Origin of the sequence: Janthinobacterium sp. EB271-G4-3-2 (genome assembly GCF_020858035.1) — a bacterium.
GTDB classification, from domain to species: Bacteria; Pseudomonadota; Gammaproteobacteria; order Burkholderiales; family Burkholderiaceae_D; genus Janthinobacterium; species Janthinobacterium aestuarii.
On record NZ_JACYMG010000009.1, the window covers coordinates 169099 to 184469 of the forward strand.

General features: G+C 62.7%; 13 protein-coding genes. 5 read left to right on the forward strand and 8 right to left on the reverse strand.

Annotated elements, in window-relative coordinates; all coding sequences use genetic code 11:
• The first annotated feature begins 42 nt into the window (after positions 1–42).
• Together IGS55_RS19330 and IGS55_RS19335 are read left to right on the forward strand one after the other, a co-directional pair.
• A complete protein-coding gene (locus IGS55_RS19330; RefSeq protein WP_230517640.1) occupies positions 43–1590 on the forward strand; it encodes a TerC family protein in 1548 nt (515 codons plus the stop codon).
• A gap of 67 nt (positions 1591–1657) precedes the next feature.
• Complete coding sequence (locus IGS55_RS19335; RefSeq protein ID WP_230517639.1) at positions 1658–2236, forward strand: DUF3617 domain-containing protein; 579 nt, start codon at positions 1658–1660, stop codon at positions 2234–2236.
• Here the strand turns inward: IGS55_RS19335 and IGS55_RS19340 are convergent.
• Complete coding sequence (locus tag IGS55_RS19340) at positions 2224–3297, reverse strand: porin (RefSeq protein WP_230537257.1); 1074 nt, start codon at positions 3295–3297, stop codon at positions 2224–2226. The genes IGS55_RS19335 and IGS55_RS19340 overlap by 13 nt on opposite strands.
• Positions 3298–3650: 353 nt before the next feature.
• Between IGS55_RS19340 and IGS55_RS19345 the strand changes: the two genes are divergently transcribed.
• Positions 3651–5762: a site-specific recombinase gene (locus tag IGS55_RS19345; protein WP_230517637.1), complete on the forward strand. Its 2112-nt coding sequence runs from the start codon at positions 3651–3653 to the stop codon at positions 5760–5762.
• 11 nt (positions 5763–5773) lie between these two features.
• On the forward strand, positions 5774–7150 hold the full coding sequence (gene cls, locus IGS55_RS19350) for a cardiolipin synthase (protein WP_442908184.1): 1377 nt from the start codon (positions 5774–5776) through the stop codon (positions 7148–7150).
• Positions 7151–7275: 125 nt separating this feature from the next.
• On the opposite strand, the gene IGS55_RS19355 is transcribed toward cls, so the two are convergent.
• The 3 genes from IGS55_RS19355 to IGS55_RS19365 are packed head-to-tail and all read right to left on the reverse strand — an operon-like array spanning position 7276 to position 9778.
• Positions 7276–8094, reverse strand: coding sequence for a metallophosphoesterase family protein (locus IGS55_RS19355; protein WP_230517635.1), 819 nt, complete (start codon positions 8092–8094; stop codon positions 7276–7278).
• A 4-nt stretch (positions 8095–8098) separates the two neighbouring features.
• Positions 8099–9007 carry a diacylglycerol/lipid kinase family protein gene (locus IGS55_RS19360; protein WP_230517731.1) on the reverse strand — a complete coding sequence of 303 codons (909 nt, stop codon included), beginning with the start codon at positions 9005–9007 and terminating at the stop codon, positions 8099–8101.
• Between the two features lie 12 nt (positions 9008–9019).
• On the reverse strand, positions 9020–9778 hold the full coding sequence (locus IGS55_RS19365) for a phosphatase PAP2 family protein (protein ID WP_230517634.1): 759 nt from the start codon (positions 9776–9778) through the stop codon (positions 9020–9022).
• A 141-nt stretch (positions 9779–9919) separates the two neighbouring features.
• Here IGS55_RS19365 and IGS55_RS19370 point away from each other — a divergent pair, with 141 nt between their 5' ends.
• Positions 9920–10144 (forward strand): hypothetical protein, encoded by a 225-nt coding sequence (locus IGS55_RS19370; RefSeq protein ID WP_010396348.1) that lies wholly within the window; start codon positions 9920–9922, stop codon positions 10142–10144.
• A gap of 107 nt (positions 10145–10251) precedes the next feature.
• On the opposite strand, the gene IGS55_RS19375 is transcribed toward IGS55_RS19370, so the two are convergent.
• The 4 genes from IGS55_RS19375 to IGS55_RS19390 form a co-directional block, all read right to left on the reverse strand.
• Positions 10252–11352, reverse strand: a complete 1101-nt coding sequence (locus IGS55_RS19375; protein ID WP_230517633.1) for an AI-2E family transporter — start codon at positions 11350–11352, stop codon at positions 10252–10254.
• A gap of 243 nt (positions 11353–11595) precedes the next feature.
• Positions 11596–12786, reverse strand: coding sequence for a DUF1501 domain-containing protein (locus tag IGS55_RS19380; RefSeq protein WP_230517632.1), 1191 nt, complete (start codon positions 12784–12786; stop codon positions 11596–11598).
• Positions 12787–12797: 11 nt separating this feature from the next.
• The gene (locus IGS55_RS19385; protein ID WP_230517631.1) at positions 12798–14342 is read right to left on the reverse strand and encodes a DUF1800 domain-containing protein; all 1545 of its coding nucleotides are present in this window, start codon (positions 14340–14342) and stop codon (positions 12798–12800) included.
• A 96-nt stretch (positions 14343–14438) separates the two neighbouring features.
• The gene (locus tag IGS55_RS19390) at positions 14439–15344 is read right to left on the reverse strand and encodes a LysR family transcriptional regulator (RefSeq protein ID WP_230517630.1); all 906 of its coding nucleotides are present in this window, start codon (positions 15342–15344) and stop codon (positions 14439–14441) included.
• Positions 15345–15371 lie beyond the last annotated feature (27 nt).

The window sequence follows — 15371 nt, forward strand, 5'->3', positions numbered from 1 at the left end:
CCAGGCAAGCTTGATACTTACTGACTTTACAAGGTTACACACATGGAATGGTTATTTGACCCGACAATCTGGGTCGGCCTGCTGACGCTGGTCGTACTGGAAATCGTACTGGGTATCGACAACCTGATTTTCATCGCCATCCTGGCCGAGAAGCTGCCGCCGCACCAGCGCGACAAGGCCAGGGTGCTGGGCCTGACCCTGGCCCTCGTCATGCGCCTGGGCCTGCTCTCGCTGATTTCCTGGCTGGTCACCCTGACGACGCCATTGTTTTCCATATTGACATTCTCGTTCTCGGGGCGCGACCTGATCCTGCTCCTCGGCGGCCTGTTCCTGCTGTTCAAGGCCACCAGCGAGCTGCACGAGCGCCTCGAAGGCGTCACGCACGCCCAGACGGGCCCGAAAGTCTACGCCGGCTTCGGCCTCGTGGTGGCGCAGATCGTCGTGCTCGACGCCGTCTTTTCACTCGACGCCGTCATCACGGCCGTCGGCATGGTGGAAAACCTGTACGTGATGATGGCGGCCGTCGTCATTTCCATCGTCGTCATGATGCTGGCCTCGAAGGTGCTGACGCGCTTCGTCAACGCCCACCCCACCGTCGTCGTGCTGTGCCTGAGCTTCCTGCTGATGATCGGCCTGTCGCTGGTGGCCGAAGGCCTGGGCTTCCACATTCCGAAAGGCTATCTGTACGCCGCCATCGGTTTCTCGATCGTCATCGAGTTCTTCAACCAGCTGGCGCGCCGCAACTTCCTCAAGCTGCAATCGAACGCCCCGCTGCGCGACCGCACGGCGCAAGCCGTGCTGAGCCTGCTGGGCGGACGCAAGGGCCGCGAAACCGTCGAAGAGCACGAAGTCAAGGAATTGCCCGACGTCTCCGCCTTCGGCGTGGAAGAGCGCAACATGGTCAGCGGCGTGCTGACCTTGGCCGAGCGCTCGATCCGCTCCGTCATGACGCCGCGCGGCGACGTATCGTGGGTCAACCTGAACGACAGCAGCGACAAGATGCTGCAACTGCTGCGCGAAACGCCGCACAGCATGATTCCTGTCTGCAATGATGACCTTGACAATGTGATCGGTATCGCGCGCAGCAAGGACCTGATCGAAGATTTGGTGTCGCACGGCAAGATTGACCCGGCCAGCATGCGCGAAGCCGTCGTCGTGCCGGAAGCGGCCGGCGTGCTGAAAGCCATGGAAACCCTGAAGCGCTCGCGCGGCCAGCTGGTGCTGGTGGTTGACGAGTTCGGCACCGTGCAAGGCGTGCTCACGCCGATCGACATCCTGGAAGCCATCGCCGGCGAATTCCCCGACGAGGACGAGCAGCCCGACGTGGAAGTGCTGGGCCCCGGCCGCTGGCGCATCGACGGCGCGACGGACCTGCACTACCTGGAGCAAGTGTTCGAGACGGAAACCCTGGTCAGCGAAGACGGCGAATACAACTCGCTGGCCGGCTTCCTGCTGGCGCATTTCGAGAACATGCCGGCCGTGGGCGAAGTGCTGGAACTCGATGGTCTGCGTTATGAAATCGTCGAAGCGGACGAGCGCCGCATCGCCTGCGTGGACGTGCGCCGCATCGAACCCGATCACAGTTTGTAACACAATGGCAAGCGTGCCCCGCTTGCCATGCCGTATGCTGGGGTCTGCTTTTTTTGGAGATGCCAACATGAAACATTCTTTGCTACGCTTGAGTCTGCTGGCTTGCGCCGCCCTGGGCGCCCAGGCCAGCGCCCTGGCCGCCTCGCCATCCACCACCATCAAGCCGGGCCTGTGGCAAGTCGACAGCAAGATGGCGTCGCCGGACGCCGCCACCGACAACGCCATGTCCATGGTGCTGCAGCAACTGGGCAACCTTCCTCCCGATCAACGCAAGCAGCTGGAAAGCATGGCTGCCAGCCGCGGCATGGCCATGCCCACCGTGGGCGCCGACGGCGCCGTGCGCGTGACGGCGTGCGTGACGCCGGAAATGGCCGCGCGCAAGCAGATTCCCACGGGCCAGCCCGGCGATTGCACCTCGAAGAACAAGGACATCGCCGGCGGCATGCAAGTGTCGTTTACGTGCGCGAATCCGAAATCGAGCGGCGAAGGCAAGGTGCTATTCAGCGGCGAGCAGGCGTTCAACATGCAGCTGGCGGTGACGACCAGCGCGCGCGGCACGCCGGAACAGGTGAGTGTGACGAGCAACGGCAAGTGGCTGGGAGCAACGTGCCCTGCGCCATCAACCGCTGCTGGTCAGAAACCGTGACGGAAGCCCATGTTGAAGGCGGCATCGCCGCGGCCCGCATCGCTGGCATTGCCGACCGTGTAGCGGGCGCCATTTTTGTTGTGGATCTTCGCGTAGGACGCGTAGAAATCGCTGCGTTTTGACAGCGAGTACGTGAGGCCGACGGCCACCTGTTTGGCATCGCGGTTGGCCAGGTCGCGGTCATCCTTGCGCACGTACGAGGCCAGCAGCTTGAAGCCGCCCACGGGCACGGACACGCCCAGCAAGGTGTCGCGGCTGTCCGACGACGACATGGACAAGGCCAGCGAGCTGTAGGCATTGTTCGGGTCCCACGGCGAACTGCCATAGCCCTTGTTCACGCCCACGGCGGCAAAGGCGGTCGCCACTTTCAGGTCGATATTGGCCGCGATCAGGGTGTTGCGGGCCGACATGTCGATGGCGGGCAAGGTGCCGGAGGCGAGGATGAAGTTGTTCTTGCGCTGGTGCGACACGCTGACATTCACGGCGCCGGACGAATAGCCGAGGGTGGCGCCATAGGCGCGGTTGTTGGCGCTGCTGTACGGCGACTCGCCGAAACTGTAGATGGCGCTGGCGGTCACGCCGCGCAAGGCGGGAGTGACGTATTTGACGGTATTGTCGTAGCGTTTCACGCTGTAGCCGGCCAGATTGCCGGCGCTGCCGGCCATGCCGCCCTTGAACGGGTCGGCCACGTCGGTCAGGGTCAGGTATTGCAGGTTGTACTGGCGCCCCAGGGTCAGCGCGCCCAGGCGGCTGTCGAGGCCCACGTAGGCCTGGCGGCCGAACAAACGGCCCTCTTCCGACTGGCCCGTGTCGTTCTGGATGCCCGCTTCCAGGGTAAACACGGCCGTGACGTCATTGCCCAGCGCTTCGCGGCCCCGCACGCCCAGGCGCGAGCCGGACGCGACGCCGCCGGACACCTTGGCGCCGGCGCAACTGGCGGCGCAACCGCGTTCGGCAACGATGCCCGCGTCGAGCACGCCGTACACGGCAACGTTACTGGATGCGGCACTGCCTGCGCCATCGGCAGCCTGGGCCGTCGCGCCCAGCGCGAAAGGCCCCATCCCAATCACAGCAAGCGCGAAATACGAGGTCTTCATGATAAATATCTCGGTAACGTGAATTGAAACTTCCCGGTATTGATCAGGACATGCGCTGTGTGTCTGATCTCAGTGTTACCTTATCCCCGCTTTTTGTCCAGCCATCCGTGCGTTGTACAACAGAAACTTCAGCTTAGCCCCAGGAAAAGAGTCGTACACTGACAACACGCAAGATTGACCATGATTGTGGCACTAGCGGCAAAATGACGTGAATTGCAGGCCCTGCCGTAAAGCAATGTTCGGTGGCGAACGTTGCGCGATCTGACGCAGGCGGTACACTACTGGTTTTACCGACAGCGGCTCGCCCGTTTTTCTGCATGCTAGCTATCCTCGAACGCATTGACCCCAACTCCAGCAATATCGACTTGCTGGTGGAATTATTCAGCTCACTGCGTCCCAAGCGCTGCCTCGACAGCGCTACCGCGATTGCCAACGTGCGCACCCTGCGCCAGCTACTCAAAGGTAACCCCGCGCAAGCGCGCGCCCTGCACGAATACGTGCTGCGCGTGCTGGCCGCGCGCCGCCACGCCAGCCTGTACACCGATATCGGCGTGCTGTCGAACAGCGGTTTTTTCACGGAATTGAAACGCCGCATCGCCTACCGCATGCTGCCGCCCGCCCTCGGCGACGAATATCTGAACGACGCGCTCGACCAGGTGCTGTACCTGAAGACCGATTATTTGTGGATCAGCAACGTGCCCGCCACGGACTGGCTGGAACTGTTCGACGTACTGACCAGCGACGACATCGAACTGGCCGTCGGCGACGGCAACATCATGCTGCCGGGCATGCTCGACGCCATCCGCACCCTGTCCTACCGCGTCTGCGCCATGGGCCTGGAACCGGAACTGACGCGTTTCCACAATGAAATCGAAGTGTTCCAGTCGCCGTTCATGGTGCAGAACACGGAAGTGAACGCCTACCTGGACGCCTACACGAGCCTGCTGCAAGGCGACATCGAGCACATCGAGGACGCGCGCCATTTGCTGGTGATGCTGGACCAGTGCGACGCCGTCATCGCCAAGATCCGCAAGAAGGCGCTGTACCAGGGCACCAGCATTCCCCTCACGTATTTATTGGTGGCCTTGGCGCAAAGCATCGAGCGCCTGCGCAAGCTGCTGTTTCTCGTCGACACGAGCGGCGAACTGCCCGCATCGAACAACGTGGACATCGCCGCCATCACGGTCGACGCCACGCAAGACGTGCTGCACCCGCAACCCGTCAGCCGCCGCCGCGCGGGCGCCGTTGGACTGGCGCTGGAACTGATACGCGCGCATAACCACAAGTACAAGGTCAGCGACCTGTTTTCCGACAATATCAACTTGTTGGCGCGCAATGTGACGGAAAACGCCAGCCGCACGGGCGAGCACTACATCGCGGAAAACCGCCGCGAAATGGGCGCCATGTTCCTCTCGTCCGCGGGCGCCGGCATCATCATCGGCTTCATGGCCCTGTTCAAGATATTGATGTCGTATCTGCGCTCGGCGCCGCTGGTCGAAGCGTTCATGTTCAGCATGAATTACTCGATCGGCTTCATGTTCATCCACTTGCTGCACTTCACGGTGGCGACCAAGCAGCCGGCCATGACGGCCTCGCGCATCGCCGCCGGCCTGCACAGCAAGGATGGCCGGAATATCGACCTCGACAGCATGGCCGAACTGATCAACAAGGTCTTCCGCACGCAAAACATGGCCGTGCTGGGCAACCTGGCCACCGCCATTCCCACGGCCTGGCTGATCGCGCTCGGCTACAAGGCGATCACGGGGCACAACCTGGTGACGCCCGAGAAGGCCATGCACTTGCTGCACGATATCGACCCCATCGGCAGCCCGGCCATCTTCTACGCGATGATCGCCGGCGTGTGCCTGTTCGTCGCGGGCCTGATTTCCGGCTACTATGACAACCAGGCCCTGTACACGCGCTGGGCCCAGCGCATCGCGCAATTGCGCGGCCTGGGACGGGTGATCGGCCAGGAACGCTTGCAACGGCTGGGCCTGTACCTGGAAAACAACCTGGGCGGGCTGATGGGTAATTTCTATTTCGGTATCTTGCTGGGCTCCATCGGCACCCTGGGCTTTTTGATCGGCTTGCCGATCGATATCCGCCACATCACCTTCTCGGCCGCCAACTTCGCCACGGCCCTGGTGGGCCTCGACCACAACATGAGCTGGCAGCTGGCCGTCAAGTCGCTGTCGGGCATCTTCGCCATCGGCACGGCCAACCTGCTGGTCAGCTTCGGCCTGGCCCTGTGGGTGGCCCTGCGTTCGCGCCAGGTGCGCTTCAAGCACGGCATGCAATTGTTGAAGATTCTGGGCAAGCGCTTCCTGAGGTCGCCCATCGTCTTCTTCTTCGGTTCGAAAAACCCGCCACCCCTGGCACTGGCCGATGAATCGGCAAACCTGTCACTGACGAACAAGGCTCAAAAATGACCGCCAGGCGCATGCAACCCTGCCTCACCGCCCTACTGCTGTGCTGGACCCTGGCTGCATGCGCCTCGCTGCCCGATGTCAAGAATCTCAATACCACTTTGGCCCCGGTGGCCAAGCCCCAGGTGATCACGGGCAAGGGTGCCGTGCTGAACGTCAACAGCCGCGCGGCCCTGCTCAACAAGCGCTGGGCCAAGTCCGGCATGGACTTGAAGACCCAGGCCGCGCTGGAAGAAGCGGCCACGGGCGTGCCTTTGATCAAGGGCAACAAGGTGACCCTGCTGTTTGACGGCCCGCAAACCATGGCCGCCATGTTCCAGGCCATCAGCGACGCGAAGAACAGCATCAACCTGGAAACGTATATCTTCGACCAGGATCCGCTGGGCCTGAAATTTGCCGACATGCTCATCGAAAAGCAGAAGGCGGGCGTGACGGTCAACGTCATCTACGACAGCGTGGGCACCATCGGCGTGCCGCAAGCGTTTTTTGACCGCATGCGCGCGGCCGGCATCCACCTGGTGGCCTTCAACCCCGTCAATCCCGCCAAGCTCAAGGGCGACGACTGGAAGATCAACAACCGCGACCACCGCAAGGTGCTGATCGTCGACGGCAAGATGGCGTTTACGGGCGGCATCAATATCAGCGATACCTATGCGAAAAGCTCGCTGTTCCGCTCGAAATCGAAACCCACGGACAAGAAAGACGTGGGCTGGCGCGATACCCATGTGAAAGTGGAAGGCCCGGCCGTGGCCGCCTTCCAGTGGCTGTTCATCCGCACCTGGGCCCAGCAAGACCAGGCCGACCTGCCTGACGCCAATTATTTCCCGACTTTATCGGAAGTGGGCGACAAGCTGGTGCGCGTGGTGGCCAGCGAGCCCGAGGGCGGCTTTGAAATCTACAAGGCATATATCCTGGCCATCCAGGAAGCAAAGAAATCGATCCACATCACGTCCGCCTACTTCGTGCCCGACCAGCAGACGGTTGACGCCCTGATCGCGGCGGCCAAGCGGGGCGTGGACGTGACCGTGGTGCTGCCCGGCGTGTCCGACAGCGGCCTCGTGTTCCATGCGGGACACTCGCTGTACGACGAGCTGCTGGCTGGCGGCATCCGCATTTTTCATTTGAAACTGGCCGTGCTGCACGCCAAGACGGCCGTCATCGACGGCGCCTGGTCGACCGTGGGCTCGACGAATATCGACATGCGCAGCTTCCTGCACAACAGCGAACTGAACGTGATCGTGCTCGGTGACAGTTTCGGCCGGGAAATGGAAAACGCCTTCCAGGAAGACTTGCGCGACTCGGAAGAGATCACCAAGGCGAAATGGGAAACGCGGCCGCTCTCGGACCGCATGAAGGAATGGGCGGCGCGTTTCATGAACTACTGGCTGTAAGGGCGTAGGTCGGATTAGCGCAGCGTAATCCAACATCACCGCTAGCGTCAGCCGACATCACCACAGCCATCACCACCGCCAACAATATTGTCGGATTACGCCCGGCTTCGCCGCGCTGATCCGACCTACAGCGGCCGCAAACTGGCCCACACGCCGCCCTGGCGCTCGAACGCTTCCGTGCTGACTTTTTCAAAGTCGGCGCTGTCTTCATTCCAGCTGTAGCGCTCGACGCGAATACAACTGCTTTCCACGCGCAGCACGTTGAAGGAGTTCGACTCGCCCCTGCCCCGCGTGGACGTGGCCGTGCCCGCCTGCACCATCAGGGCCGCGTAGCCGGCGATCTTGTAGCGCTCGGCCGTGTTGCCCGCCACGCTGGCATGCAAATGACCCGCCAGCAATAAATCCACGCCGCATTCGGAAAACATTTGCAAGGCTTGCGGCGCGCGGTCGACCAGGTCGTCTTCATCGAAGTGCTCCGGCAAGTCGAATGGATGGTGGGTGACGATGATGCGCGTCAAGCCGGGTGGCAAACTGCCCAGGCGTTCACGCAGGAAATCGATCTGCTCGTGGCTGATGCGGCCATCCTTGAACGTCAGGGAACGGGCCGTGTTGATGCCCAGCACGGCGATTTCCTCGTCCACATATTCGGGCGACAAATCGTCCGTCACATGGCGCCGGTACTTCACCAGCGGCGTGAGGAAGCGGGAAACGACGTTGTACAGCGGCACGTCATGGTTGCCCGGCACCACGATCTGCGGCCCCGGCAAGCTGTCGAGAAATTGCCGCGCCTGCTGGAACTGGGCGCTGCGGGCGCGCTGCGTGAGGTCGCCCGAGACGACGACCACATCGGGTTCCAGGCGTTCGATCAGGGCGCGCAAGGGCGCCAGCAGGTCCGCATCGACCCTGCCAAAATGCAAGTCGGACAAATGCACGATAGTACGCATGGCCTTACTCCCCAGAAAGTGCCGGCGCAGGCACCAGCACGGCCAGCGCGGCCGTGCGGATGCGGTACCGCAGCGGCGTATTCATGATCGTCACTTCGCCATCGGTCGCCACGCGCAGGCGGCGGTGGTGCGTGGCGACCTCCAGGTCGGTGGCCGTCAGCACATCAAAATCCTTGGCCTGCGACAACTTGCCGAACAGCGCGTGCAAGGCCAGCTTCAACAAGCCCAGGCGGCCCGGACGCTGCGCCACGTACAAGCTCAGCTGGCCGCCATCGAGCCGTTCGCGCTCGCCGATATTCAAGCCTTCCATCATGTATTCATTATTACCGATGAAGACGAATGGCGTGCGCCGCGCATGCACGGCGTCGTTGAGTGTCAGTTGCACGCTGAGGAAGGGATAGCGGCGCAGGGCCGCCACCAGGGCCCAGCTGAAGGCCAGCCACTTGCCCCGCCCCAGCCGGCGCTGCTGCTTTTCGCGGTCGCGCACGATATCGGGATACAGGCCCAGGCTGGAATTGTTCAGGAAGATACGGCCATTGACTTCGCCCACGTCGACCTGGTGCGGCACGCCCTGCGCCACGTTGGCAATCGCCGCATCGAGCTCGAGCGGGATATTCAAGTCCTTGGCGAAATGGTTCAAGGTACCCAGCGGCAAGACGCCGAACGGCGTACCGCTGCCGACAACGACAGAGGCCACGGCATTGATGGTGCCGTCGCCGCCGCCGGCCACGACGATGGGCGCGCCATCGCGCAGGGCCCGTTCAGCCGTGGCGATCATCTCGGCGCCGCTTTGCGCCAGGGTGATGTCGGCGTCAAGCCCCACGGCGGCGAATTTCGCTTCGAGCTGCTGCGCCCAGTCGGGCGCATAGCCGCAGCCGGCGCCCCCGTTGATGATGACTGCAATTTTGCTCAGGACAGTTTCCCCTTATTTGGTTTGCCGGATATGCCGGCGCCGGCGCAGGGTCGACACGCCGGCGATGCAGATGGCCAGCCAGCCATAGCTTTCCGCCATGGCCGCCAGCACATCGCTCAGGTAATGCGCGCCCAGGTAGATGCGGCTGAAGCCCACCAGCGCCGCCATCAGGAAAGCGCCCAGTGCGATGGCGATGCGCTTGCCCCAGGCGCCCGGCGCCGTCTGGCAAATCAGATAGGCGGCCAGCAAGCCGTACAGGGCTGTCGAGGTGGCAGTATGGCCACTCGGAAAGCTGTAGGTGCTCAGGGCCGTCTGCAAGAGCGGCTCATCAAAGCTGGGCCGCGCGCGGACAAAAATGTACTTTAGCAGCAGGTTCAAAAACATGACGCCCGGCATGGTGATGACGAGGGTAAACAGCCAGTAATCTGCACCCTTGCGGTGCAGATACCAGCCCAGCAAGGTGGCCAGGATGATGGCGCCGATCACGCCATGCATGTGCGTGACGACCAGCAGGCAAGTGGTGATCCACGGCACGGCATGCTGGTTGAACCACTGCGCCACCTGCAAGTCGATCACGGTAATTTGCTCCATGCCCATCACGGCTTCGGCGATCTCGTGGAAGACGACGATGGCCACCAGCATCAGGACCACGCCCACCGTCATGTGCAGGCCCAGCTCGCCCTCGGGCGACAGGCGCGCCTCGACGAAGCGGCGCAGTTTCGTGGTCCAGCCCGTGGTCATGCCCATGTCATTTTTCTCTTGCAAACTCATCTCTCTTTCCTGTTCCCGGTGATGATCAAAAAAACCACACCAGTAAAAAAATACTGTTTATTCATACAGTAGCTGTGTATTCATACAGTAGTTATGCTATTCTGATGACTCGTTCAACACATCTCCCTCAAAGGAATTGTCATGGCAACATTGAATAGCGGTTTTGGCTCACGGTTCGGCCTGGAATACGCCCCAAGCTCTTTCCTCGTCCGCATGGGCAAGCGCGAAATCCTCGTCTGCCGCGACTTCCGCAAGCGCTACTACACCGTCAATCCCCTGATCGAGTGCGGTACGGGCATCGAGCCGGGCTATGTTGAAGTGCTGCTGATGCGCCGTTGGTTGCTCATTCTATCCAAGGCACATTAAGAATGACTTTAAAACAAGGTACTCGTACCCTGTTTTAAAGTCAGCTCCGTCCGGCCACGCCGGGAGTGCGCCAGTACTGGCCAGCGGCAACGCTGGCCACCCCCTCATTACTGTGTGCGTTCCGGCGCGGCCGGGCTGGCAGGTGTTTGCACTGGCAGCGCCTTGTCAAACACGTTCGCTTCGTACCAAAGCGTGACGAACAGCACCATCACGACGGGGCCGATGAACAGGCCCACGAGGCCCAGGGTTTCCACGCCGCCCAGAATGCCGAATAGCACGGCCAGGAAGGGCAAGCGGGTGGCGTTGCCGATCATGCCGGGGCGCACGAAATGGTCGGCCACAAACAGCACCACGGTGCCCCACGCGGCCACGCCGATGGCGGCGCCCACACTGCCCTGGAAGACCAGCAAGGCGGCCGCGCACAGGTAAGCGAACGGCGCGCCGAACGGAATGATGGCCAGGATGCCTGTGGCGAACGCCCACAGGGCCGGCGACGGCAAGCCGGCGATGGCGTAGGCAATGCCGATCAGCACGCCTTCGGCCAGGCCCACCAGCACCAGGCCGTTGACGGTCGCGCGTATGGCCGTGGGGATTTTTTGCGCATAGCGGCCCCACCGTTCGGGGCGCAGGAAATGGCTGCCGACGGCTGTGATCTGGCGCGTCAGCGCTTCGCCATCCTTGTAGAAGAAAAACAGGCACAAAAAGGCCAGGCCAAAATCCACCAGGCGGTGGAACACGTCCGCGCCCAGCACCTTGAGCATGTCGCGCGCGGAATGGAAGCCGCCCACGGCGCTGCCCGCAAAGAAGTGACCGAGGCCGTGGGGCTGGCTCAAGGTCGCTTGCCACCAGTCGCCGATGGCGCTGCCGGCCAGGGGAATATGCGCCACCCAGTCCGGCACGGGCAAGCCGTCCGTATTTGCATGCACGACGAAATTGGCCAGCACGGGCACTTCGCGCGCCGCCTGCGCCACGCCGAACAGCACGGGAATGATGAAGATGCAGGCGAACGCCAGGGTCAGCGCGCCCGCCGCCACGATGGGGCGCTGGCCCAGGGCCGCGCGCACGCGCAGGTACAGGGGCCAGGTCGCCACGCACAGGATGCCGGCCCACACGAGCGGCAAAAAGAAACGCTGCATGACGAACGCCGTCACGGCGATCAGGGCCAGGGAAAAGCCTGCGCTGACGATGTCGCGCTGGGTATCGTTCATGCCACTCCATTCGTGCCCCGCACACTTTAAAGGTGTACGGGCTTATAGCGCCTAACCAAACCGTAGCGAGCGGAAGGAAGGCTCGGCGCCCCCGTTGGCCTGAGAAGCGCAACTGTACGAAGGTACGGGGGCGCCGAGCCAGTGAGCATCGCAGGCCGCAAATTACGACGCGCAGTAGGTTTTGATAGGTGCTAGGCTACGCGCCAGTTGCGCAGGCGTAGCGTAACACGGAGCCATGGCGATTTATACGAGACCCAGCTCCACCGGCTTGACGCCGGCAAACACGTGGTCAAGCTGCGCCGGGGTCAAGCCGAAGGTGCGGCGCAGCAAGCCGCCCAGCACGGCCCGGTATTCATTCAGCACGGGCATGTCGCGGTTCTGGAACAGCGTCGCCTGCGAAATCGCCACCTGTTCGCCCGCCACCTGCTTGCCTTTGATGCCGCCGCCCAGCACCCAGAACACGCTGCCGTGGCCATGGTCCGTGCCGCGGTTGCCGTTTTCGCGGAAGGTGCGGCCAAATTCGCTGACCACGACGACGACGGTATTGCGCCACTCACTGCCCATTTCCTGCGAAAACGCGGCCAGGCCACGCCCCAGCTCATCGAAACGCCCCGCCAGATAGCCATTCGCGCCGCCTTGCCCCACGTGCGTATCCCAGCCGCCCACATCGACGAAACCCAAGTTGTATTTGTCCTTCATCAGGCGGGCGATGCGCTGCGCCTCCAGTTCAAAGCCCTTGGTACTGATGGCGTTGCGGTTGGCCGCCTGCATCTCGCCCGTCAATTCCTTCGTCACATCGTCGCGCACGGCAAAGCCCGCGCTGACCGGTTGCTGCAGAGGCGTGCCCCGGTACATGGCGGCGATGACCTGGCTTTGACGCGCATCGATACCGGACTTGCCCACCGAGCGCAATCCCATGTTCGGCACCTGCACGCCGCCCTGGAAGATCAGCGGCAGCTGGTCCGTGAAGGAAATGGCGTGGTTGCCTTGCTTGGCATTGAGGCTTTGCGCCAGCCGGTTCAAAAAGCCCGAGCGGAAATCGCGGCGCCCGCCCAGTTCCTGTCCCAATTCGATACTGTCCTGCGTCTCGAAATGGCTGCGTGTCAGATCCGTCGTGCCGGCAAACGGAATGAAGGCCGCCTCGCCACCAGTAAACATGGGATAAATGGTTTCGCGCAAGGCCGGATGCAGGGCCCAGTCGGCATTCAAGGCCAGCGCGCCGTTTTCCTCGCCCGGTTTCGCGATGGCGATATTCGGCCGCGAGGCATAGTAAAAATCGCTGCCGACGGGCACCAGCAGGTTGTTCGCGTCATAGCCTCCGCGCAAAAAGACGAACAGCAGCTTCGCATTCGTGGCCGGTGCGGCCAGCAAACTGCCCGCGTGCGACAACAGGGGCGCGGCGGCCAGGGCTTTCAACAAGTCACGACGGTTCATGACAATTCCTTTCAGCGGTGCATCATTTCGGGCGACGAGAGCAGGAAGGTGTTCCACTCCTGCGGCGAAGCGGCCTGCTCCAGGGCCTGGCGCGTGGCCGGGCTCAAGGTCGGCTGCAGCGACTGGTAATACAGGGCGCTGGCCAGCTGGGGAAACGCCACCTTTTCCTGCGGCTGCGGACCATCCGTCTTGAACAGGCCGGCACTGCCCGAGCCGATCGTGCGGGCGATATCGAAGCGCGTCGTCATCTGGCCGGGGCTGGCCCAGGAGGCATCCGTCAGAGGATAGCCATCCGGCGTCTGGCGGCCGTACAGAGGCTGGCCCATGCGCGAAAGCCAGCTCAGCATGGGACCCGCATTCAGGATGGGCTTGTCGTCATAGCTGAGGCGCACGGCCGACACCACGTAATGCATGGGGTCCTTGAATTTCTTGCCCAGCGACTGTTTGAACTCCGGACTATTGAACATGGTTTGCAGCACGTCGGCGATCATGCCGTCGCTCTGCTGGAAGGTGGCCGCCATGCGCGCCACCAGGGGCGCGGGCGGATTGTCGCCGACGAAATACTGGGCCAGCTTGCCGCTGATGAAATGCGCGGTGGCGGGACTGCGGCTCAGGCGATCCAGCGCTTCATCGAGCTCGGCCAGTCCCCGGCCCTTCACCGTTTGTCCGAGGAATTGCTTGTCGCCGTAATCGTGGCGGTTCGGGTTGAACTCGAACAAGCCCCGGCGCACGTATTGCGACTGCAGCGCCGGTTTCACCTTTGGCGTATCCGGTCCCAGATTCACGCCCACACCCGTCAGGATGCGCGCCAGCTCCTGCACGTCCGTCTGGCTGTAGCCGCCGTTCACGCCCAGGGTGTGCAGCTCCATCAGTTCGCGCGCATAGTTTTCATTGATGCGCTTGGCGGCATTGGCTTCATTGTCCAGGTAGCGCAGCATGGCCGGATGGTGGACGGTCGCGCCCAGCAAGTCGCGGAATTTTCCCAGCGCGTGCGGCGCGATGGCGTTCGCCTCGTAATCGCCGACCATGGCGCGCAAGTTGTGCTTGCCTTGGTGCACGCTGAAATGGTTGAGCCAGAACCAGCTCAGCTGCTGCTGCAGCTGATTCGGCGAATACACATCCAGCAACAGCGAACGCGTGGCCGCTTCGCGTGCCAGGCGGTTAAGTTCCTGCTGGTAATCTTTTTGCGCCTGCTGCTTGGCCATGTCGTCCATGACGGCAGCCGACTCCTTGCGCTTTTTCTCAACGGACATGACGAGCTGATCGAGCGGCACCTGGCTGATCGTCATCGCGTCGATCTGCGCCTGCACGGTGGGCGGCAGGCTGGCTTTGCCGGGATGCAATTGCGCCTGCAGATAGCGCTGCCAGCCTTGCGCCTGCATCTGGCGCGCGCTGCTCGCGTTCACGCCCCAGCTGACCCTTTCCAGCAGGGCAATGTCCTGCGCGGAACTGGTCTGCGCGCGATGGTCGGCCTGGACGGCAGGTCCGGTGGCGGCGCAGCCGGCCAGCAACAGCAGGGAAATCAAGGTCGTCGGCAACAGTCGGTGAGGGGGCATGGCGGTCCTTCAAGCGGTTTCAACCAGAATGCCTGAGGGTACGCCCAGGTTGACCTGCGCATGATTGCCATTTGCAACGAGTTGTAATCAATAATGCTATTTTTGCAACCCCACGCACTTGTCGCGCAGGAAATCGCGCAGCTGCAGCACCAGCGGCGTCACCTGTGCCCGGTGCATGCACAGCAGTTGCAGGGGAGCGGCCTCGCCCGCCACCTCGGGCAACAGCACGTGCAGACGGCCGGCGGCCACGTCGCCGGACACGTCGAGCCGCGATTTGTAGGCGATGCCCAGACCCGCCACGGCCCAGCGGCGCACCAGGTCGGCATCGTCGGCGCTACGGTTGCCGCTCACGGCGACCGTCACCTGCTCGCGCTGCGGCAGGCGGTAAAAGGTCCAGCGGTCATGCAAGCCGTCTTCCAGCGCGAAGCGCAGGCAATTGCGCTGCGACAAGTCTTCCAGCGCCAGCAGGGGGCCATGTTCGCGCAGGTAGGCGGGCGACGCCACCAAGACCCGGTCGTTGGCGGGCGCGACGGGCATGGCGACCATGCTCGAATCGTCTTGCTGGCCATAGCGGATGGCCACGTCGACTTGCTGGCGCACCATGTCGGCCACCCGGTCGCTGACGCTGAGCTGGTAATGCAGCTTCGGATGGCGCGACTGGAATTCATCGAGCCAGCCCAGCATCAGATTGCGGCCCAGGTCCGAGGGCATGGCAATTTTCAAGGTTCCGCCGAAACTGTCCTTGCCAGCCAGCAGCGCATCATGGCCGGCGCGCAGCAGGCGCAAGGCTTCGCGCGCATGTTCCAGGTATTGCGTGCCTTCCGCCGTCAGGCTCAGCGAACGGGTCGTACGGGCCAGCAGGCGCAAGCCCAGCTCTCCCTCCAGGCGCTTGACGGCGGCGCTGGCTAGCGCGGGCGAAATGCCGATCTCGCGCGCGGCCGCCGACAAACTGCCGCGGTCGGCCGTGCGTACAAACACCTGCAAGTCATCGAGTCGCAGCAATTTTCAGCATTCCTTTGAAAGTGTTTC

Bases quoted from the DNA above. Each gene is read 5' to 3' on its own strand.
- IGS55_RS19330 (WP_230517640.1), top strand. From the start codon at position 43: ATGGAATGGTTATTTGACCCGACAATCTGGGTCGGCCTGCTGACGCTG.
- IGS55_RS19335 (WP_230517639.1), top strand. From the start codon at position 1,658: ATGAAACATTCTTTGCTACGCTTGAGTCTGCTGGCTTGCGCCGCCCTG.
- IGS55_RS19340 (WP_230537257.1), bottom strand. From the start codon at position 3,297: ATGGGGCCTTTCGCGCTGGGCGCGACGGCCCAGGCTGCCGATGGCGCA.
- IGS55_RS19345 (WP_230517637.1), top strand. From the start codon at position 3,651: ATGCTAGCTATCCTCGAACGCATTGACCCCAACTCCAGCAATATCGAC.
- cls (WP_442908184.1), top strand. From the start codon at position 5,774: ATGCAACCCTGCCTCACCGCCCTACTGCTGTGCTGGACCCTGGCTGCA.
- IGS55_RS19355 (WP_230517635.1), bottom strand. From the start codon at position 8,094: ATGCGTACTATCGTGCATTTGTCCGACTTGCATTTTGGCAGGGTCGAT.
- IGS55_RS19365 (WP_230517634.1), bottom strand. From the start codon at position 9,778: ATGAGTTTGCAAGAGAAAAATGACATGGGCATGACCACGGGCTGGACC.
- IGS55_RS19370 (WP_010396348.1), top strand. From the start codon at position 9,920: ATGGCAACATTGAATAGCGGTTTTGGCTCACGGTTCGGCCTGGAATAC.
- IGS55_RS19375 (WP_230517633.1), bottom strand. From the start codon at position 11,352: ATGAACGATACCCAGCGCGACATCGTCAGCGCAGGCTTTTCCCTGGCC.
- IGS55_RS19380 (WP_230517632.1), bottom strand. From the start codon at position 12,786: ATGAACCGTCGTGACTTGTTGAAAGCCCTGGCCGCCGCGCCCCTGTTG.
- IGS55_RS19385 (WP_230517631.1), bottom strand. From the start codon at position 14,342: ATGCCCCCTCACCGACTGTTGCCGACGACCTTGATTTCCCTGCTGTTG.